This window comes from Vibrio variabilis (assembly GCF_003263785.1).
In the GTDB taxonomy this organism is placed as follows: domain Bacteria; phylum Pseudomonadota; class Gammaproteobacteria; order Enterobacterales; family Vibrionaceae; genus Vibrio; species Vibrio variabilis.
The window spans coordinates 68009-85357 of sequence record NZ_JYJK01000061.1 but is presented as its reverse complement, the minus strand read 5'-3'; the positions used below and the strand labels follow the sequence as shown (position 1 = coordinate 85357).

General features: G+C 48.0%; 13 protein-coding genes and 4 pseudogenes. 11 read left to right on the top strand and 6 right to left on the bottom strand.

What is annotated here, in order from left to right:
• Positions 1-31: 31 nt before the first annotated feature.
• The 3 genes from TZ48_RS09090 to TZ48_RS09080 all read right to left on the bottom strand — a co-directional run bounded on the left by TZ48_RS09090 (position 32) and on the right by TZ48_RS09080 (position 3279).
• Positions 32-1384: an anti-phage deoxyguanosine triphosphatase gene (locus TZ48_RS09090; protein ID WP_112478929.1), complete on the bottom strand. Its 1353-nt coding sequence runs from the start codon at positions 1382-1384 to the stop codon at positions 32-34.
• Positions 1385-1398: 14 nt separating this feature from the next.
• Entirely contained in the window at positions 1399-1983 is a 585-nt protein-coding gene (gene yfbR, locus TZ48_RS09085) for a 5'-deoxynucleotidase (RefSeq protein ID WP_112478928.1), read from the bottom strand.
• Between the two features lie 81 nt (positions 1984-2064).
• Complete coding sequence (locus TZ48_RS09080) at positions 2065-3279, bottom strand: pyridoxal phosphate-dependent aminotransferase (protein WP_112478927.1); 1215 nt, start codon at positions 3277-3279, stop codon at positions 2065-2067.
• A 228-nt stretch (positions 3280-3507) separates the two neighbouring features.
• Here TZ48_RS09080 and TZ48_RS09075 point away from each other — a divergent pair.
• The 8 genes and pseudogenes from TZ48_RS09075 to TZ48_RS09045 all read left to right on the top strand — a co-directional run bounded on the left by TZ48_RS09075 (position 3508) and on the right by TZ48_RS09045 (position 11213).
• Positions 3508-4814, top strand: a pseudogene (locus tag TZ48_RS09075) (isochorismate synthase).
• A pseudogene (gene menD, locus TZ48_RS09070) lies at positions 4811-6528 on the top strand (2-succinyl-5-enolpyruvyl-6-hydroxy-3-cyclohexene-1-carboxylic-acid synthase). Before TZ48_RS09075 ends, menD begins: the two co-directional pseudogenes overlap by 4 nt.
• Before the next feature lie 8 nt (positions 6529-6536).
• Positions 6537-7390, top strand: a pseudogene (menH, locus tag TZ48_RS09065) (2-succinyl-6-hydroxy-2,4-cyclohexadiene-1-carboxylate synthase).
• Between the two features lie 12 nt (positions 7391-7402).
• A pseudogene (gene menB, locus TZ48_RS09060) lies at positions 7403-8268 on the top strand (1,4-dihydroxy-2-naphthoyl-CoA synthase).
• Positions 8269-8464: 196 nt separating this feature from the next.
• Positions 8465-9469, top strand: a complete 1005-nt coding sequence (gene menC / locus TZ48_RS09055; protein WP_112478953.1) for an o-succinylbenzoate synthase — start codon at positions 8465-8467, stop codon at positions 9467-9469.
• Positions 9469-10563, top strand: coding sequence for an AMP-binding protein (locus tag TZ48_RS09050; RefSeq protein WP_239670762.1), 1095 nt, complete (start codon positions 9469-9471; stop codon positions 10561-10563). Before menC ends, TZ48_RS09050 begins: the two co-directional genes overlap by 1 nt.
• On the top strand, positions 10560-10904 hold the full coding sequence (locus tag TZ48_RS24910) for an AMP-binding enzyme (protein ID WP_239670761.1): 345 nt from the start codon (positions 10560-10562) through the stop codon (positions 10902-10904). Before TZ48_RS09050 ends, TZ48_RS24910 begins: the two co-directional genes overlap by 4 nt.
• Before the next feature lie 78 nt (positions 10905-10982).
• Positions 10983-11213, top strand: a complete 231-nt coding sequence (locus TZ48_RS09045; RefSeq protein ID WP_112478926.1) for a hypothetical protein — start codon at positions 10983-10985, stop codon at positions 11211-11213.
• On the opposite strand, the gene TZ48_RS09040 is transcribed toward TZ48_RS09045, so the two are convergent.
• The 3 genes from TZ48_RS09040 to TZ48_RS09030 all read right to left on the bottom strand — a co-directional run bounded on the left by TZ48_RS09040 (position 11191) and on the right by TZ48_RS09030 (position 14762).
• Positions 11191-12117 (bottom strand): YeiH family protein, encoded by a 927-nt coding sequence (locus TZ48_RS09040; protein ID WP_112478925.1) that lies wholly within the window; start codon positions 12115-12117, stop codon positions 11191-11193. The two genes, TZ48_RS09045 and TZ48_RS09040, sit on opposite strands and share 23 nt — an antisense overlap.
• Positions 12118-12281: 164 nt before the next feature.
• A complete protein-coding gene (locus TZ48_RS09035) occupies positions 12282-14156 on the bottom strand; it encodes an MFS transporter (RefSeq protein WP_112478924.1) in 1875 nt (624 codons plus the stop codon).
• Between the two features lie 15 nt (positions 14157-14171).
• Complete coding sequence (locus TZ48_RS09030; RefSeq protein ID WP_042499038.1) at positions 14172-14762, bottom strand: TetR/AcrR family transcriptional regulator; 591 nt, start codon at positions 14760-14762, stop codon at positions 14172-14174.
• Between the two features lie 341 nt (positions 14763-15103).
• Here TZ48_RS09030 and TZ48_RS09025 point away from each other — a divergent pair, with 341 nt between their 5' ends.
• The 3 genes from TZ48_RS09025 to TZ48_RS09015 all read left to right on the top strand — a co-directional run bounded on the left by TZ48_RS09025 (position 15104) and on the right by TZ48_RS09015 (position 17289).
• Positions 15104-15985: a Tim44 domain-containing protein gene (locus TZ48_RS09025; RefSeq protein WP_112478923.1), complete on the top strand. Its 882-nt coding sequence runs from the start codon at positions 15104-15106 to the stop codon at positions 15983-15985.
• Between the two features lie 135 nt (positions 15986-16120).
• A complete protein-coding gene (locus TZ48_RS09020; RefSeq protein WP_112478922.1) occupies positions 16121-16963 on the top strand; it encodes a hypothetical protein in 843 nt (280 codons plus the stop codon).
• Positions 16942-17289: a hypothetical protein gene (locus tag TZ48_RS09015; RefSeq protein ID WP_112478921.1), complete on the top strand. Its 348-nt coding sequence runs from the start codon at positions 16942-16944 to the stop codon at positions 17287-17289. The genes TZ48_RS09020 and TZ48_RS09015 overlap by 22 nt, the downstream gene beginning before the upstream one ends.
• The last annotated feature ends 60 nt before the right edge of the window (positions 17290-17349 follow it).

The window sequence follows — 17349 nt, the reverse complement described above, 5'->3', positions numbered from 1 at the left end:
CAAGTGCTAGCCTTCGTAGGGTGAACTGGTCTTAGCTTGCGGCAAATAATTGCTGATGCATCTTCTGCGCATAGCCATCGGTCATCGCTGAGATGTAGTCTGCGATAACGCGCATGCCATCGTCATGCTGGCCGCATGCCTTTCTCCACAGCTGACAGGTCGATTCAGGCAACAGCCTCTCAGGATCGGCGCTAAAGGCCTCAAACAAATCCATAATGATCTGCTGTCCTTTGTACTCAAAAATCTGCACTCTTGGCACCTGAATCACAAACTGGCTAACGAACTGTTTGAGCACGTCGAGCACCGCTGCCATCCCTTCTTCAAGATAGGCGTTATAAGCCAGTAGCGGACTTTCAAATTGGCTGTCTGGTACCGGCTCGACTCTAATACTGGTCAGTAGCGCATTGACGATGCCGCCAATGGCGTCTTTGCGTTGATAGTGTTTACCAGAGAACAAAAGCTCGGTAATAGAGTCGATATTTGAGGTCAACCAGTTTGGCTCGAGATTTTTTAATACTTCAGCAGCGCTTTGCTGCCAACGCTGTTTATCGATAAGCTCCAGCACAATCGCATCTTCCAAATCATGGACGCCGTAAGCGATGTCATCAGCGAGTTCCATAATGGAACAATCGAGCGACTTAAATCGAGTTTTACGATGCCCAAGTGGCGATGTTTGCTGCGCGCGCATGGTCTGAAAGAGCGCCTTGTCGGGCGGGGTTAACGGTTGTAAAACCCAATCGAACTGCACCGAGTCTTTGTCGTAGATACCTTTAGCAGGTGACCAATCTTTGGCTTTTAACTGGCGCTGATTAGCCACCGCATGAGGCTGCTTGTCTGAGCGCGTTTGGCTAATAAACGCAGGGTACTTCGAAAGCCCTAACAAGGCTCTTCGAGTTAGGTTCATTCCGTGGGCTTCAGTGTACGGCTCTAACTGGGTCACGATACGAAACGTTTGGGCGTTACCTTCAAAGCCGCCGTACTCGCGCATCATGTAGTTGAGTGCAACTTCACCACCATGGCCATAAGGCGGATGACCAATGTCGTGCGCCAAACAAAGCGCTTCGATTAGCGCATCACACGGTAATAGTTCTGCGAACTCAGGCTGCTTTTGCTTGAGTTGTGCGACGATCCCCGAACCAATCTGAGCGGCTTCCAATGAGTGGGTCAATCGGGTGCGATGAAAGTCATTTACCCCCGTGCCATGAACCTGCGTTTTCGCTTGTAGGCGACGAAATGCAGCAGAGTGAAGAATACGCGCTCGGTCGCGCTGGTAAGGGTCGCGATGGTCATTACGACGAAGCTTGTGCTCGTCACTATGCCTGACCTGCCAGATATCCAGTGGCTCAAGAGAGAGGGCTCTTGGGATGTTGGTGCCTAGTGTCATGATCTCTCCTAATGCTAACTGATTTCGTCGAGTGACAACTCGAAGCTTGGCGCAAAGGTATGGAGAAAGTAATCCATCTCAGGCGTTTTACGCTCTTGCAGCGTTTCATCCAAGCGTTTCTTGGCGAGGGCGTACTCGTGATTACCTGCACTGAGCTCTTCTAGGCATTTGAGATACGCACAGATTGAATCGGCTTGCTTGACTATTTGTGCGTCCTCTTGGTGAGCGGCGTTAGAGATTAAAAACGGCTTGAAGTCTTCTTGAAACTCTTCCGGTAGAAGGGACAAAAGTTTGTGCTCGGCGGCGGCTTCTATCTTTTTGTATTCTTTGGCGATTTCTGGGTTGTAATATTTGACTGGCGTGGGTAAGTCACCGGTCAGCACTTCACTGGTGTCGTGGTACATGGCTAAAATCGCAATGCGTTCTGGATTAGTATTGCCACCGAATTTTTTGTTTTTGATGATGGCTAAAGCATGAGCGACAAAGGCGACTTGCAGGCTGTGTTCAGAGATATTTTCGGTAGAGACTGAGCGCATGAGAGGCCAACGTTGGATCAATTTCATGCGTGCAAGGTGAGCGAAAAAATGACTTTCTTTCATACAACGTTTCCCCTTAAATACGCGCCCAGTAAAGGTTGAGCGCGTATTAAGAATAGGCTTTATTGTATCAATATGAAAGAGTTACTGGCTGTAGGTAGACAGGAACTTCTCAAATCGGCCAATCGCCATTTCTAGGTCTTCGACGTGTGGGAGTGTCACGATTCTAAAGTGATCCGGTTTCGGCCAGTTAAAGCCGGTACCTTGTACCAGTAGCACTTTTTCTTGCTTTAGGAAATCGAGCACCATCTTCTGGTCGTCTTTGATGTTGTACATCTTAGTGTCGATTTTCGGGAACAGATACATCGCACCTTTTGGTTTGACGCACGATACACCAGGGATCTGAGTGATTAACTCATAAGCTTTATCGCGCTGCTCAAGTAAGCGACCACCCGGCAAAATAAGCTCATTAATACTCTGATATCCACCGAGTGCCGTTTGAATCGCATGCTGCATAGGTACGTTGGCGCAAAGGCGCATCGACGCCAGCATTTCAAGGCCAGCGATGTATCCGGTTGCCATTTCCTTTGGTCCGGTCATGAACATCCAGCCGCCACGGAAACCACACACACGATAAGACTTGGATAGACCGTTGAAGGTCATCACGAGCACGTCTTCTGTTAATGTTGCGACCGAAGTGTGAGTCGCACCGTCATAAAGAACTTTGTCGTAAATCTCGTCAGCAAAAATAATCAGTTTGTGCTGGCGAGCGATTTCGATGACTTCTAGTAGGAAATCACGGCTGTAGACGGCTCCGGTAGGGTTGTTCGGGTTGATAAGAACAATGCCGCGCGTTTTTGGTGTGATTTTCTTTTTGATGTCATCAAGATCTGGATACCAGTCCGCTTCTTCGTCGCATAGGTAGTGTACTGGGTTACCGCCGGAAAGTGACACCGCAGCTGTCCACAGTGGGTAGTCAGGAGCGGGAACTAACATTTCATCGCCGTTGTTTAACAACGCTTGCATCGCCATTACAATAAGCTCAGATACACCGTTACCGATGTAGACGTCTTCAACGTCGAGACTGCGAATGCCTTTGCGTTGGTAGTGTTGAACTACCGCTTTGCGAGCGGAGTATATACCTTTGGAGTCACAGTAACCTTGTGAAGTCGGCAGGTTTCTGATGACATCAACTAGAATTTCATCAGGGGCGTCAAAACCAAACGGGGCCGGGTTACCGATATTGAGTTTCAGTATTTTATGTCCCTCTTCTTCCATGCGCTTAGCATGTTTGAGTACAGGACCCCTAATGTCATAGCAGACATTATCGAGTTTTGACGACATCCCGATATTTTTCATTGTTTAATTCCTAAAAATTCGATAATTTCTTTACTAAATTACACCAAATTGGCTTTTGAAAGAATAAAAATCTGATCAAAGTGGAAAATAAAGCACGCTGCCAAAAGACGCAGATGTGAGCAGGTTGACATCATGAGCAATTAATCGCCTTGTGGCTTGATCTATAGGGTTGGTAGAAATAGAGTATTTCGTGTATATAGGAACAAATTTTAAGGTTATGAGGTTGATTTGTCTCAGTTAACAACAGCTATCGCTCAACTTGTCAGAAAACTTGAATCTGCCCCGCAAGGTTGTAAACGACTGGAGCAAGACATTGAGGGACGTCCTAAGTCTCACTGCATCGACTGGCTGGAAGCGCAACCTCATTATCCGAAGTTTTATTGGCAATCTCGTGACACTCGTGAAGAGGTAGTGGCGCTTGGTCAATTACACACATTCTCTGAAGCCGCGCCCGCTTACACCATATTGGCAGAAAATCAGCGTGTTTGGGGTGGGCGTTCCTTCGACGGCCATACAGACAAAAACCGCCGCTGTATGTCAGCCTTTTTCTTTTTGCCGCAAATTGAGTTGATACGCTTCGATGAGAGCTGGCGTATTGCCGTCAACATTAGTATGAGCGTCGAAAAAGCCATAGCCGCACTCAAGCAACTGGTAATAGATGTTGCCGAATTGCCGCCGCTTGCCACGTCAATTTCGAGCCTAACTCATACTCCAAACGAGCAGCAGTGGCATCAACTTGTTGGTGACGTGCTAACGGGCATTGAAAATAATCAGTTCAAGAAAGTCGTACTCGCGCGCAAAACCACGGTTGACGTCAAACAGCCGATTTCACCTGCACAATTGCTCAAAGCCAGTTATCGAGAGAATCATCATAGCTTCCACTTTATGATGGTGCTTTCCAAAGAGTTGGCATTTGTTGGCTCGACACCAGAGCGGCTCTATCGCCGAGTAGGTCAGCAGCTTGAGACGGAAGCCTTAGCAGGCACCATCGGTCGCGGGGATAATGCCGCTGATGATATGAAGCTGGCTAACTGGCTGACGCAAGATGTGAAAAACATCAACGAAAACCAATACGTGGTTGATGACATTTTGCAAAGCTTAGCGCCACATTCCAACGAGGTTCATTTAGAGCAAGAGCTTCGTTTAGTACGTCTTCGCAAGGTGCAGCATCTAAAGCGCAATATTGTTGCCCAGTTAAACAAAGGCATCAACGCGGTGCAGCTATTGCAAGCACTTCAGCCGACAGCGGCGGTAGCGGTTTACCTCGCAACGAAGCAATGGCTTTTATTGAACAAAGAGAGCCGTTTGCTCGAGGCTGGTACGCAGGCTCTGTAGGTTATTTAAGCCATGAACGCGCTGAATTTTGCGTTGCCATTCGCAGTGCTCTACTAATGAAAGATGAGGTTCAATTGTTTGCCGGTGCGGGCATTGTTCCAGGTTCAGTCGCTGAACACGAGTGGCAAGAGTTAGATAAGAAAATGTCGACACTTCTCAGCCTTATCTCTGATAACCCTTCTCTTGGAGTGGCTTCATGAGCCAACATCAAGCAGCCCTCAATCGCGTTTGGACACAAGTATTACTAGAAGAATGTTACCGCCAAGGCGTAAGACATGTTTGTATTGCTCCAGGTTCACGCTCAACGCCGCTCACGTTAGAGGCGGTTGAACATTCAGGACTCACGATTCACACGCATTTTGATGAGCGTGGTCTAGGCTTTTTCGCGTTGGGGCTTGCTAAAAGTACGCAAAGTCCAGTAGCTGTTATCGTCACGTCTGGTACCGCTGTGGCGAACTTATTGCCGGCAGTGGCAGAATCCAAGCTCACAAAAGAACCATTGATATTGCTCACGTCCGACAGACTGTAGAGCTTGTCGGCTGCGGTGCTAACCAAGCTATCGAGCAAACTGGAATTTTCTCTTCACATGTCAATCATGCGCTTGATTTGCCTTCACCGTCGACACAAGTGCCTCTGTCATGGCTTCTCACCTCCATCGATTATGCTTTCGCTGAGCAAAAACTGCGTGGCGGTAGTATTCATATTAATTGTCCCTTCCCAGAGCCTCTTTATGGTGGGGAAGATAAAACAGTGTTTGCCGACTATCTAGCGAACGTTGGTGCATGGCAAGCAAGTAGTGATTGCTTCTCCGGTTACACAGAAAATAGGCTGAAAGACTTCGCTCAAGATTCAAAGTTACTTAATCTTGCTGCTCGCAAAGGCGTCATTGTTGTCGGTAGCGTTCGCCTTGCTGAAGCCAAACAGGCGCTAGCGCTTGCCAGTCACCTTGGTTGGCCTGTGCTTTGCGATCCCCAATCTGGCGTGAGTGAGCGTTGGCAGCGTTACGATATTTGGCTGCAAAACAAAACGGCCAGTGACGCACTGGCGCAAGCTGATTTTATTCTGCAGGTCGGGTCGAGACTGGTGTCCAAGCGACTGTTAAGCTGGATTGATCATCAAGTCGAAGCAGGGTGTGAGTACGTATTACTTGCTCCCGTTCTTGATAGGCTAAATCCAAGTCACCTCAGACAAAAGCAGCTTTGTGTCAACATTAAGGATTGGCTGAGTGCGGCATTAAATACGCTTCCACAATCTCAGTATTCAGGCTGGGCAGAGGCACTCATCGACGCTCCCAATGCGGTGAGGTCGAAGCTTCTTAGCACGCCACATTTAACTGAGTTTGATGTAGCGAGAAGTATTGAGACGCTGCCAAACAGTGTGGACTTGTTTATCGGTAACAGCTTGATTGTACGCCTGGTTGATATGCTGACATCTATGCCTGCGATTGAAACCTACAGTAATCGCGGTGCCTCGGGCATCGATGGTCTGGTGGCAACGGCAGCGGGTGTGCAAAAGGGGAGTGAGCGCTCTCTAGTTCTGTATATCGGTGATACCTCACTACTTTACGATATGAATTCGTTGGCTCTGTTTTCACATGCTGATAAGCCATGTGTGATTGTCGTGACCAATAATGATGGCGGCGCTATTTTTGACATGCTTCCCGCGCCTTCAGAGCAAAAGTCACAGTATTATCAAATGCCTCACGGCTATCAGTTCCATCATGCTGCGGCGCAATTTGGTCTGCATTATCATGCGCCACAAGACAAATCAGAATTAGAGTCTGCTGTGGCTCACCATCTCTCTCAGGGTGAAGGTACTTTGCTATTAGAAGTGACCACTCAACCTCACGAAGTTGGGGAGATGATTCGCCAGCTTGGGCAAAGCGTGGCTAATGACTTTAACTATGGCCAATGACATCCAATATGTCTGAGTTTAAACGATTAGCCTATCGCTATATACCCGCTCACTCATCGCCCGAAGCACCTTTGGTGGTGTTTGCTCACGGTTTTTTGGGGGCAGGTGATGACTGGGATGCGATAACTCAAGCGCTACCTGACTATCACCAGTTGACGATTGACCTTCCTGGACACGGAAAAAGTTGCCCCGTTCAAGGCGTAAGTTTTGATCAAGTTTGCAGAATGATCACAGCGACAATACTAGACTGTATTCAAGCACATAAATTGAGTGCAACAGTGCCGGTTTGTTTGGTTGGTTACTCACTTGGCGCACGCCTTTTGATGTATTTGATGACCAAGCACCGTGCGACAGACGAAACTATTAACGAACTCAATGTTAGTGGCTTAGTGATTGAGGGGGCAATTTTGGCTTGCCTGACGATGAGCAAAAAGCCGCGCGTTGGTTTAGTGATCGCCAATGGGCTCAGCGCTTTAAGCAGGAAGAGATTGGCGTGGTTTTGGCCGATTGGTATCAGCAAACGGTGTTTTCCTCACTAAATCATGAGCAAAGACAACTTTTGATTGCTAAGCGCAGTGTTAACCTTGGGAGTGCATTGAGCGACATGTTGCTCGCCACATCATTGGCGAAGCAGCCTGACTTACTTCCGAGCGTGAAAGCATTGTCGTTCTCAAAACATCGCAAACCACTCTATATCTGTGGTGAGTTCGATAACAAATTTACTCAGCTTGCCGTTGGTAGTGGGCTCGATTATGAACCTATTGCCAGTGCAGGCCACAACGTACACAAAGAGCAGCCTGTGGCTTTTGCCTCGCGGCTGCGCACTTATCTAGAACAAATGAGCTCAGGCTCAGAAAAATAGTTGGAATAGATCATGGCTAAAACCGTTGGATTAACAGAAGAAGAGCTATACGCCCCGTTGATTGGCTGATGTAACTGGTGACTTTGAAGAGATCACCTACCACAAGTCAAAAGATGGTATTGCAAAAATCACCATAGCTCGCCCACAAGTACACAATGCGTTCACGCCACGTACCGTCAACGAAATGATCAAAGCGCTAGCAGATGCACGCTACGATGAAAGTGTTGGCGTTATCATCCTAACTGGCCTTGGTGAGAAAGCGTTCTGCTCTGGTGGTGACCAAAGCGTTCGTGGCGATTACGGCGGCTACCAAGATGATTCTGGTACACACCACTTGAATGTATTGGATTTCCAACGTCAGATCCGTACCTGTCCAAAACCTGTGATTGCATCGGTAGCGGGCTGGGCGGTTGGTGGCGGTCACGTACTGCACATGATGTGTGACCTAACGATCGCTGCAGACAATGCGCAGTTTGGTCAAACAGGACCAAAAGTTGGCTCGTTTGATGGCGGTTGGGGTGCGTCCTACATGGCACGTATCGTTGGTCAGAAGAAAGCGCGTGAGATTTGGTTCCTATGTCGTTTCTACGACGCACAAGAAGCTGTGGACATGGGACTAGTTAACACCGTTGTGCCACTGGCGGATCTTGAGAAAGAAACCGTACGCTGGTGTCGTGAAGTTCTTCAACACAGCCCAATGGCGCTTCGTTGCCTGAAAGCGGCGCTGAATGCGGACTGTGATGGTCAAGCTGGTCTTCAGGAGCTAGCGGGTAACGCAACCATGATGTTCTACATGACAGAAGAAGGTCAGGAAGGTCGCAACGCGTTTTAACGAAAAACGTCGCCCTGACTTTGACAAGTTCCCAAGAAACCCATAATTCACACGTTCAATGGCTGCCTTTTGGCAGCTATTTACGTTTGGTAGCGGTGGGTTGAGAGAGCGCTCAATATAGTGCATGAATACCATTTTTTTGGGAACTCTTAGCCCATGCCGCGGCCTAACCCGGTGTATTGTTCATAGTCACCGAACTTCTCAAGGTGGCTGTGATGACTTCTTATGAAGTGGGAACGACCATGAGACAAGCAAAACTCTATCGCTACTGTCTGCCTATGGACAGCGGTGTTATTCTTCGCGAGCAAAAGCTCACTGCAAGGGAAGGGTGGGTTGTAGAACTCAGTGACAACGGCCGCGTTGCATTGGGTGAAATCGCCCCGTTACCTGGATTCAGTCAAGAGTCGCTCGAAGCGGCTGGCGTTCAAGCTCAAGCCCAGCTCGAATTATGGGTTCATCATCAACCAACCGATATTGAAAGCTGTTACCCTTCGGTGGCGTTTGGTCTTTCGGCCGCGTTACTAGAGCTCGACGGTAAGCTACCTGCGGAAGGCAATTATCGAGCAGCACCACTGTGCAGTGGTGACCCAGACGAGCTGATCCCTAAGCTCAATAACATGCAAGGCAAGAAAGTCGCCAAGATTAAGGTTGGCCTTTACGAGGCTATCCGTGATGGGATGATTGTTAGCCTGTTACTAGAATCGATACCAGACCTCACATTAAGGCTCGATGCGAACCGCTCTTGGACGCTAGAAAAAGCTAAACAGTTCGCTAAGTATGTCGCCCCATCGCTAAGGCAGCGTATTGCCTTTATTGAGGAACCTTGCCAGCAACCCGGCGACAGTGTGTCGTTCGCGATTGATACGGGTATTGCTATCGCCTGGGATGAGACTCTGCAAGCCGCGGTTCACCAGAGTGATTTTGCGGTCAAACACCTTACAGGCGTGAAAGCACTGATCATAAAACCGACCTTAGTTGGTAGCATCGACAAGTGCATGGCGCTTGTCGAAGAAGCAAAAGCGCATGCCATTCAAGTGGTGATAAGCTCTAGCCTTGAATCGAGTATCGGACTTGGGCAGCTTGCACGATTGGCAAATTGGCTCAATCCAGAGGAAACACCAGGGCTGGATACGATGCAGTTATTTGGCGCTCAGCTTGAAACGCCATGGCCTGGATGTTTGCTGCCGGTGCAAACGTTGGCAGAGCAAACCTTGTATTGGCAGTCACATGGCGATAATGAGGCTTAATGACGTCCGTTAATTCGCCGCTCCCTCTTTGGGAGCATTGGGCGCAGTTAACTCCGGATAAGGTTGCGATTAAAAACGAAGCCCACGCTATGACGTGGCGTGAGCTTTGTGAGCACGTTCAATCACTCGGCCAATGCTTAGTTGAGCAAGGTGTCGCACCCGGTGACGTCGTATGTCTTGTTGGCAGAGCAGAGCAGAGCTTGGTACTTCGTTATCTTGCCTGTCTCGCTCACGGCGTTATTCCTGCCTTACTCAGTGACCAATCAAAGCCTCAGTTTATTGCTAAGTTTGATACTTTGTATCGCACTGATGAGCCTGCGATTGTCTGGGGTAACTGTCAATGGGATGAGTTAACGGCTCAGCGTGATGAGCTTGAACTCTATCGCATCGAAAGATCCGATGATGACTTCTCCAAGGCGGACTCACAGCCAACGAATGCCATTGAGATGACCGAACCCGTAGCCTCAATTGTCTTTACTTCTGGCTCAACGGGACGACCTAAAGCCGTCGCTCACCGTGCATCTAATCATCTCGCATCGGCAGAGGGCTTATTGCAGCGCTTTCGCTTTACCGCTGATGACTCATGGCTGCTAAGCCTACCCATGTTCCATGTCTCTGGGCTCGCCATTGTTTGGCGCTGGCTAACGGTAGGTGCAACGCTGAACATTGCTTCTGGAAACTTTGCTTCAGATATCGCCAATGTCACTCACGCCTCGCTCGTGGCCACTCAGCTTAAGCGAATCATTGAGAATAAGTGGCCGACCTCACTAAAACGAGTATTGCTTGGAGGCAGTCATATTGCTCATAAATTAGTGGAGAGTGCAGAGGCTCGTGGGATTGAGTCTTGGATGGGCTACGGGATGACAGAAACCGCATCAACGGTGACCGCAAAACGTGTCGATACGATGGCTTCTTCTGGTACTCTGCTGCCACACCGAGCGCTAAAAGTAGAGAATGAGCGTATCTATGTTGCGGGTGACACCCTTGCTTGTGGCTACTTTGTGCAAGGAAAGATTAGCCGCTTTTGCTGGAGTCTGGTTGGTTTGATACCAAAGACCTCGGTTGCTGGAATACACAACAAGAGCTGTGTGTGATCGGTCGTGCTGACAACCTGTTTATTTCCGGTGGTGAGAATGTTCACTGTGAAGAGGTCGAAGCGGCACTGAATAGTTTGAATTTTATCAGTCAAGCTATGGTAGTGCCTGTAGAGGACGAAGAGTTTGGTACGCGATGTGTGGCTGTCGTGCAGGCAACGAGTCGGCCTGAGCTTAGCAAAATGCGTGAGCAACTTACCCCTCTTCTAGCAAAATTCAAGCACCCAATTGGCTACTTCTTAATGCCAGATCATCTGACTTCATCAGGGATCAAAGTCGCGCGTCGAGACGTCAAGCAATGGCTTGCAGCTTCTCAGTCGGATTTTATTGTTATTTCATAGTCCAAATCGGCATTGTTCATTCCAAGCTTGGGTCACCATAATAGCCACTATTGATTTGGCTAAGCGAGACGGAAGGGAATGAACAAGCTATTATTGGTTGCGATAGGATTGCAGATAGGTCTTGCATTAACCTCTGATGGATTGCCGCAAGCGCTTGCAGAGTTGACTGCTTTTTTGCTCACAGCGATCCTCTACTTAAACCACAAGAAATCAAAGTCTGCTTCAAACAAGAACCCTCTATCGCCTTCCACCGATGTCAACAACACCAATGCCCAATTAACGTCTGTTAAGCGAATAAAAGCCAGCTAAGAGACGTTACAGAAATAAGCAGCCACATCGTGATCCCAAATAACATAGGCATACTGCCCGCTTGTTTGAGTCTTTCTATGGAAATACTGGTTCCAATTAAAAATAGACACACAACCAATAACTTTTTCGATATATCAAAAATGCCATGATACGCCCATTCAAACTGAGGTAAGTAGTCACTGACCAAAATGGCGCCGCAGTAAAAGAAGATAAAGTAAGGGATAGTTAGCTTGCTGTTTTTGTTACGAAACAGCATCGCACTCACTAGCGCAACAGGAATGATCCACAACGCTCTGGCAAGTTTTAGTGTGGTTGCTGTGGTAAGTGCTTGCTCACCGTACGCAGATGCCGCACCCACGACCGATGAGGTATCGTGAATGGCGATTGCAGCCCAAGTACCAAAGGTATGCTGATCAAGTGATAACGCATGGCCAATGACCGGAAAGATAAACAGTGCAAGTGAGTTCAATACAAAGACGGTCGCGAGCGCAATGGCGATACTTTCGTCGTCAGCATCAATAGCAGGGGCAACCGCAGCAATGGCGCTGCCACCGCAAATCGCAGTGCCTGACGAGATCAAATAGCCAGTGTGTTTATCCAGTTCCATTTGCCTTGCTAGAACCCAGCCAATCACAAGTGTACCAATGATGGTCGCGATAATAAGGCCGATCCCGTCGCTGGTTGCTTGCAGAGCTTGGTCAAGGTGGATACCAAAACCCAAACCTACAATCGAGTAAGCGAGCAATTTTTTGGTGTATTTGGCGATGGGAATATCGCGTGGCACTAAGCTAAAAGTAGTGAGAAGAAAGCCAAAAATCAGCGCCATTGGTGAGCTTACCCAAGGGGTCAAACAAGCGATAATCCCGAGGAAGAAAAGAGGGTAAGAGCGTAGTTGGGATAACATCAAAATCCTTACAAACAGCAAAAGCGCTGGCTAAAAGCAGTAGAAATGCCAGTTAATAGTTAGCAAAGTGTAGCGAGAGTTTAAGGTAAGTAAAACTAAATAAAATTTAACGGGCGTTCAGTAAAACTAAACGCCCGTTAAGCTGGTCAATGATGTGGTTCTGCTTAGCGGTAGTCACCACGCAGTTCAGACACTTTTTGGAACATAGCTTGGCTCGATGCGTCCTCCGGAAGCACAGGTGTCCCTGCTTCTAGCTCCAGTTTTGCTCTAAATCGAGTGGGTAGCCCTTTACATGCACGTCCTTTATGACGACTGAAGTAGCTTCCCCATAAACCTTTTAGCGCCATCGGGATAACCGGAACTGGCGAACGTTTAAGAACGATATCGATGCCGCGCATAAACTCATTCATCTCGCCATCAGCTGTCAAACGGCCTTCTGGGAAGATACAAACAATTTCACCTGCCGCGAGTGCTTGCTCAATTTCCACAAACGCGCGGCGAATCGAGCCTTTACGTTTGGCGGAAATCGGGATCACACCGGCACGCTTTAGGAAGCGACGCACCGGTTTGAAGTTTGCGTAGTCCTCTTCCATAACAAAGCGGATCAAGCGCGGACTTGCAGCGCTCATGACCAACGCATCCATGTAACTGACATGGTTACACACAATCAGCGCACCGCCTTTCTCTGGTAGGTGGTGCAGGTTTTTGTGGCTGATACGATACATAATGGTCGTCATGATCCAAATAAGGAAACGCACCACAAAGATTGGTGCTTGCAAAAACAGATAAGCAGCCATCAAGAAGTTAAGCGCTGAGAGCAGGACAAACAGCTCAACAATAGAAAGTCCAAGTACTGAAAGACCAACAATACCCAGTACGGCACTACCCACCATAAACAGAGAGTTGTAGATATTGAGTGCAGCAATCACGCGAGCGCGCTCTGTCGGTTTTGCTTGCTGCTGCATGAGGGCATACAAAGGGACAATAAACAGACCACCAGAGGCGCCAAGAGCAAGCAAATAGCCAAACACAGGCCAAAGGGCTGAGTGAGAAACAAACTCGCTAAACGATTCAAATTGCGGAAGCTCTTCGGGTACGGCAAACGCCATCAATGCGCCAAAAATAGTGATGCCAAGGCTACCAATTGGCACAATGCCGACATCAATACGGTTTTTTGACATCTTGTCACACAGCATGGAGCCAAGGGCAATACCGACAGAGAACAGTGCTAATAGGAAAGAGACGGCAGCCTCATTGCCCATCAGATGGATTTTAGTGAAGTTCGGGAATTGCGTTAAGTAAGCCGCGCCCAAGAACCAAAACCAGCTGATCGCCATGATGCATTGGAATACGACTCTATCTTGGTGAGCAATCTTGAGCGTTTCCTTGGTTTGTTTAACTGGCTGCCAGCGAAACTTAAGCTCTGGATCTGCCGCAGGTGCATTGGGGATCGAACGACTCGAAATATAACCGGCCACTGCGAACACAATCACACTGGCTGCCGCCACATATTTCGCGCTCTCAGCGGAGGCAATAATGCCCGCACCTAAAGTACCCAACAGAATCGCGAGAAAAGTCCCGGTCTCAACCAAGGCGTTGCCAGATAACAGTTCGTTTGGTTTGAGTTGCTGCGGCAATAGCGCGTATTTTACCGGACCAAAGAACGCAGACTGGGTACCCATCAAAAATAACAGCAGCAGCAAAATACCATAGCTTTCGGTGACAAAACCAACGGCGCCAAGGCACATGATACCTATCTCTGCGAGCTTAACTTTGCGAATGAACCACGACTTCTCGTATTTGTCAGCCAGGACACCTGCGGAAGCAGAGAACAAGAAGAAAGGTAGAATAAACAAGCCTGCTGCAAGGTTGATGAACAAGTTGCTAGAAATAGGTAGAACTTGTGGGCCAGCGAACGCAACAAAAAGCAGTAAAACGTTTTTAAAAATGTTGTCGTTGAATGCGCCGAAAAACTGGGTAACAAAGTAGGGCATAAAGCGTCTTTCGGTAAGTAAAGACGCAGTTTTGGTGTTAGGCATTACCTTTCCTTTTCATTACCAGCTTTTGAGGTAATTTGAGATGAGATCTTTGATGAGCACGCTGCCATCAATAGGTTCTGAGGTGAAAAACTTGTCATCGACACTGAGTAGCGTGATACCGTGCACGCCAGCCCAAAGTACACGACTGGCTTTCATGACGTCAGCCGGCGAACGTTCTGGGCGAAGCTCAGACAACAAATGTTCCAACATGCCGGTCATACCGTCGATGCGTTGCGACTGCCATTCTGGAAGTTGGTCACCATTCATGTTGTGCTCAAATATTAACTGCCAACGATACGGGTACTTCTTTGCAAAATCATGATAGCAAATCGCCAGCGCATACAAGGCTTGCTCGGCGTTGTCGGTCTTTTCGATGACTTGTCTCGATTCTTCGGACAACTCGTCCACGGTGCGAGCAACGGCATGAAGTAACAGTAAATTGTAACTGCCAAAAATATTCACCAAGGTGCTGGGAACATACCCAATAAGCGTGGCAATCTTGCGAAGACTCAGCGAGTGATAGGAGTTCTCGTTGAGGTAATCCCTGACAGTAGTCAGCGTCAGGTCGATAAGTTCTTCCCGGGTATGATCGTTTCTGCGGGCCATGGTGATGGATTCTTAATTGAACACGGTTCGTTATTTTAGTGTTGGGACAGGTTAGCGTCAACAAATGAAGCCAGTGATTGCAAGGTTGCAACGCACTTTTGAGATAGTGGTCGGTATAACACTGTGTTCTTGAAATATTGTCATAGACGGTGTGTATACCGTAACAAACGTGCAATATTCTGAAACAAGTCCGAGCATTTGAAGCGTTCCTTTAATGCTAAGCTCAGTATATGATGCGTAATATACCCAAGTAGCCTCAAGATGCTGGTTCAGCGAGATTTGCTTGGGTATAAGTCGTAATAGGACTTACGATGTAATGTGACAATAACGAAAGGTTGAGAATGAAACGTTTATTTTCCTTCGTCGCGCTGTTAGTGCTGGCAGTGGCGGTGAATCCGGTAGCCGAAGCAAAGAAATTCGGTGGCGGTAAATCATTTGGTAAGAGCTTTAAAACGGCTCCGGCACCAAAGCAGCAACAACAAAATACCAATAACATCAGTCGTCAAGATCAAAACAAAGCTAGTAGCAGTAAGAAAGGTCTGATGGGCGGTATCTTAGGTGGTTTGCTTGCTGGTGGTCTTTTAGCTGCTTTCTTTGGTGGTGCTTTTGAAGGCATCAACTTCATGGATATCTTGATTTTTGGTTTGATTGCTTTTGTGATCTTCAAACTGATGCGCGGTATGCTGGGGGCGAAGCAGGGCAGTATGAATCAGCAGAGGCAGCAGCCGGCGTTTGGCGGTCACTCTCGTCAACCGTTCGAGCAGCCTTCAAACTTCCAGAACTTTGAACAGCCAGCATCAACGGCTTCAACAGGTGGTTTTGGCGCAGCAGGACACAGCGAAGTGCCTCACAACTACCCGCCGGGCTTTGATCAAGCTGCATTCTTGAATGGTGCTCGTGAGCACTACCGCATCCTTCAAGGTGCATGGAACCACAACGAGCTGCACACAATCGAAGAGTATGTATCAGCAAGCCTGCTGCAAGACCTCATTAGTGAGCGTGCCAAGCTTGAGGGCGAGCAGCACACTGACGTGATGTATGTTGATGCAGAGATTGTTCGTGCGGATTACGATGCCAACAAAGCACAGTTGAGTCTTCAATTCTCTGGTCGCTACCGCGATGCCGTTGAAAACATCGAGGAAGACATCGAAGATATTTGGCACCTTGAGCGTGATTTGACCCAACCAAATGCGCCATGGTTAATCGTTGGTATCCAAGGCTAATACCCACCAACAGATTAAAACAGCGATTAAAAAACTGCAGGGTAAAATCTGCAGTTTTTTTACATTTGAATCGCTGCAATTAGGTGTTTTTCCTCTATAATCCAGCCTTTATTATCAACCCCATTAATCCCAATCATGCGAACCTTATTTGCTCAAACTGCACTGGCGCTGGCATGCAGTATCACGACTTCTCTTGCGCTAGCTGACGATCATATTGTGCCTCTTGTTGAGCACACTCCAAACCCAACCACAGAAAAGCTTGATCGTTTTTTAGGTGTGTTTGGTGCAGAGTCGGAATACGATGCAGATAAAGGTCTTAACTCGAGCTACATTCCGGCAGTGTTCTACAAGCCAGAGCAGGGCTTGGGGCTTGGACTGTTGTATGTGGGTTTATATGGTGACCCGAGTGATGGGGCGGGTCAGCCTTCTTCTATGGTGATCAACCCGTATGCGTCATCGAATGGCTCTATGGGGATTACGTTCAGTAATAAGCACTTTTACAATGGCGGTGATAACCGCGTTTACACCGATATTAAAGTGTTTGATGATGCGGCGGTTTACTACGGCCAAGGCTATGAAAACGGGCAGCAAGACGGTAATAAGGTTGACTTCAAAGAGCAAGTGGTCGATGTCAAACCCACGTGGCTGACTCGAGTTTCTGGAGATTACTTCTTGGGCTTAGGTGCCAATGTGAAGTCGGTGCGCCCTCACGACAAGACGTTTGAGAACCAAAACCTTGGCTCGATTGCCAATGAGCTTACCGACAACACCAGCTACGGTGTGTTTGTCTCAAACGTCTTCGACACCCGAGATAACGTGACTAACGCGACGAAAGGCACTTTGTTACAAGCCGACTTGGGTTTGTATCACGATGCCACTAACTCAGAGAGCTTTGGCAAGTATTCGCTCAAAGCTTCTCAATACCATACGTTAGCGCCTATGCCGGGATTGTTTGCATGGCAAGTACAAGCAACTTAACCTCAGGCAACGTACCTTGGAATCAACTGCCAGATCTTGGTGGAGCGGATGCAATGCGAGGCTATATACTTGGCCGCTATCGTGATAACCAAATGATGATGGGGCAGGTGGAGTACCGTTTGCCAGTATATTGGCGAGTCGGTGTCGTTTTCTGGGGCGCGGCGGGTACGGTATCAGAAAATGTATCCGGGCTGTGGGATAAAACGTTAGCCAGTGCTGGTACTGGCTTTAGATTCAAAATCAAAGACAAGGTCAATGTACGCGCGGATATTGGCTATGGTGAGCATGGTGGAACCTTCTACTTCCACGTCAACGAAGTGTTCTAGTTTGCTTTCCTGAAACCTCAAATACTAAAAAAGCCTCCAATTGGAGGCTTTTTTCATTCA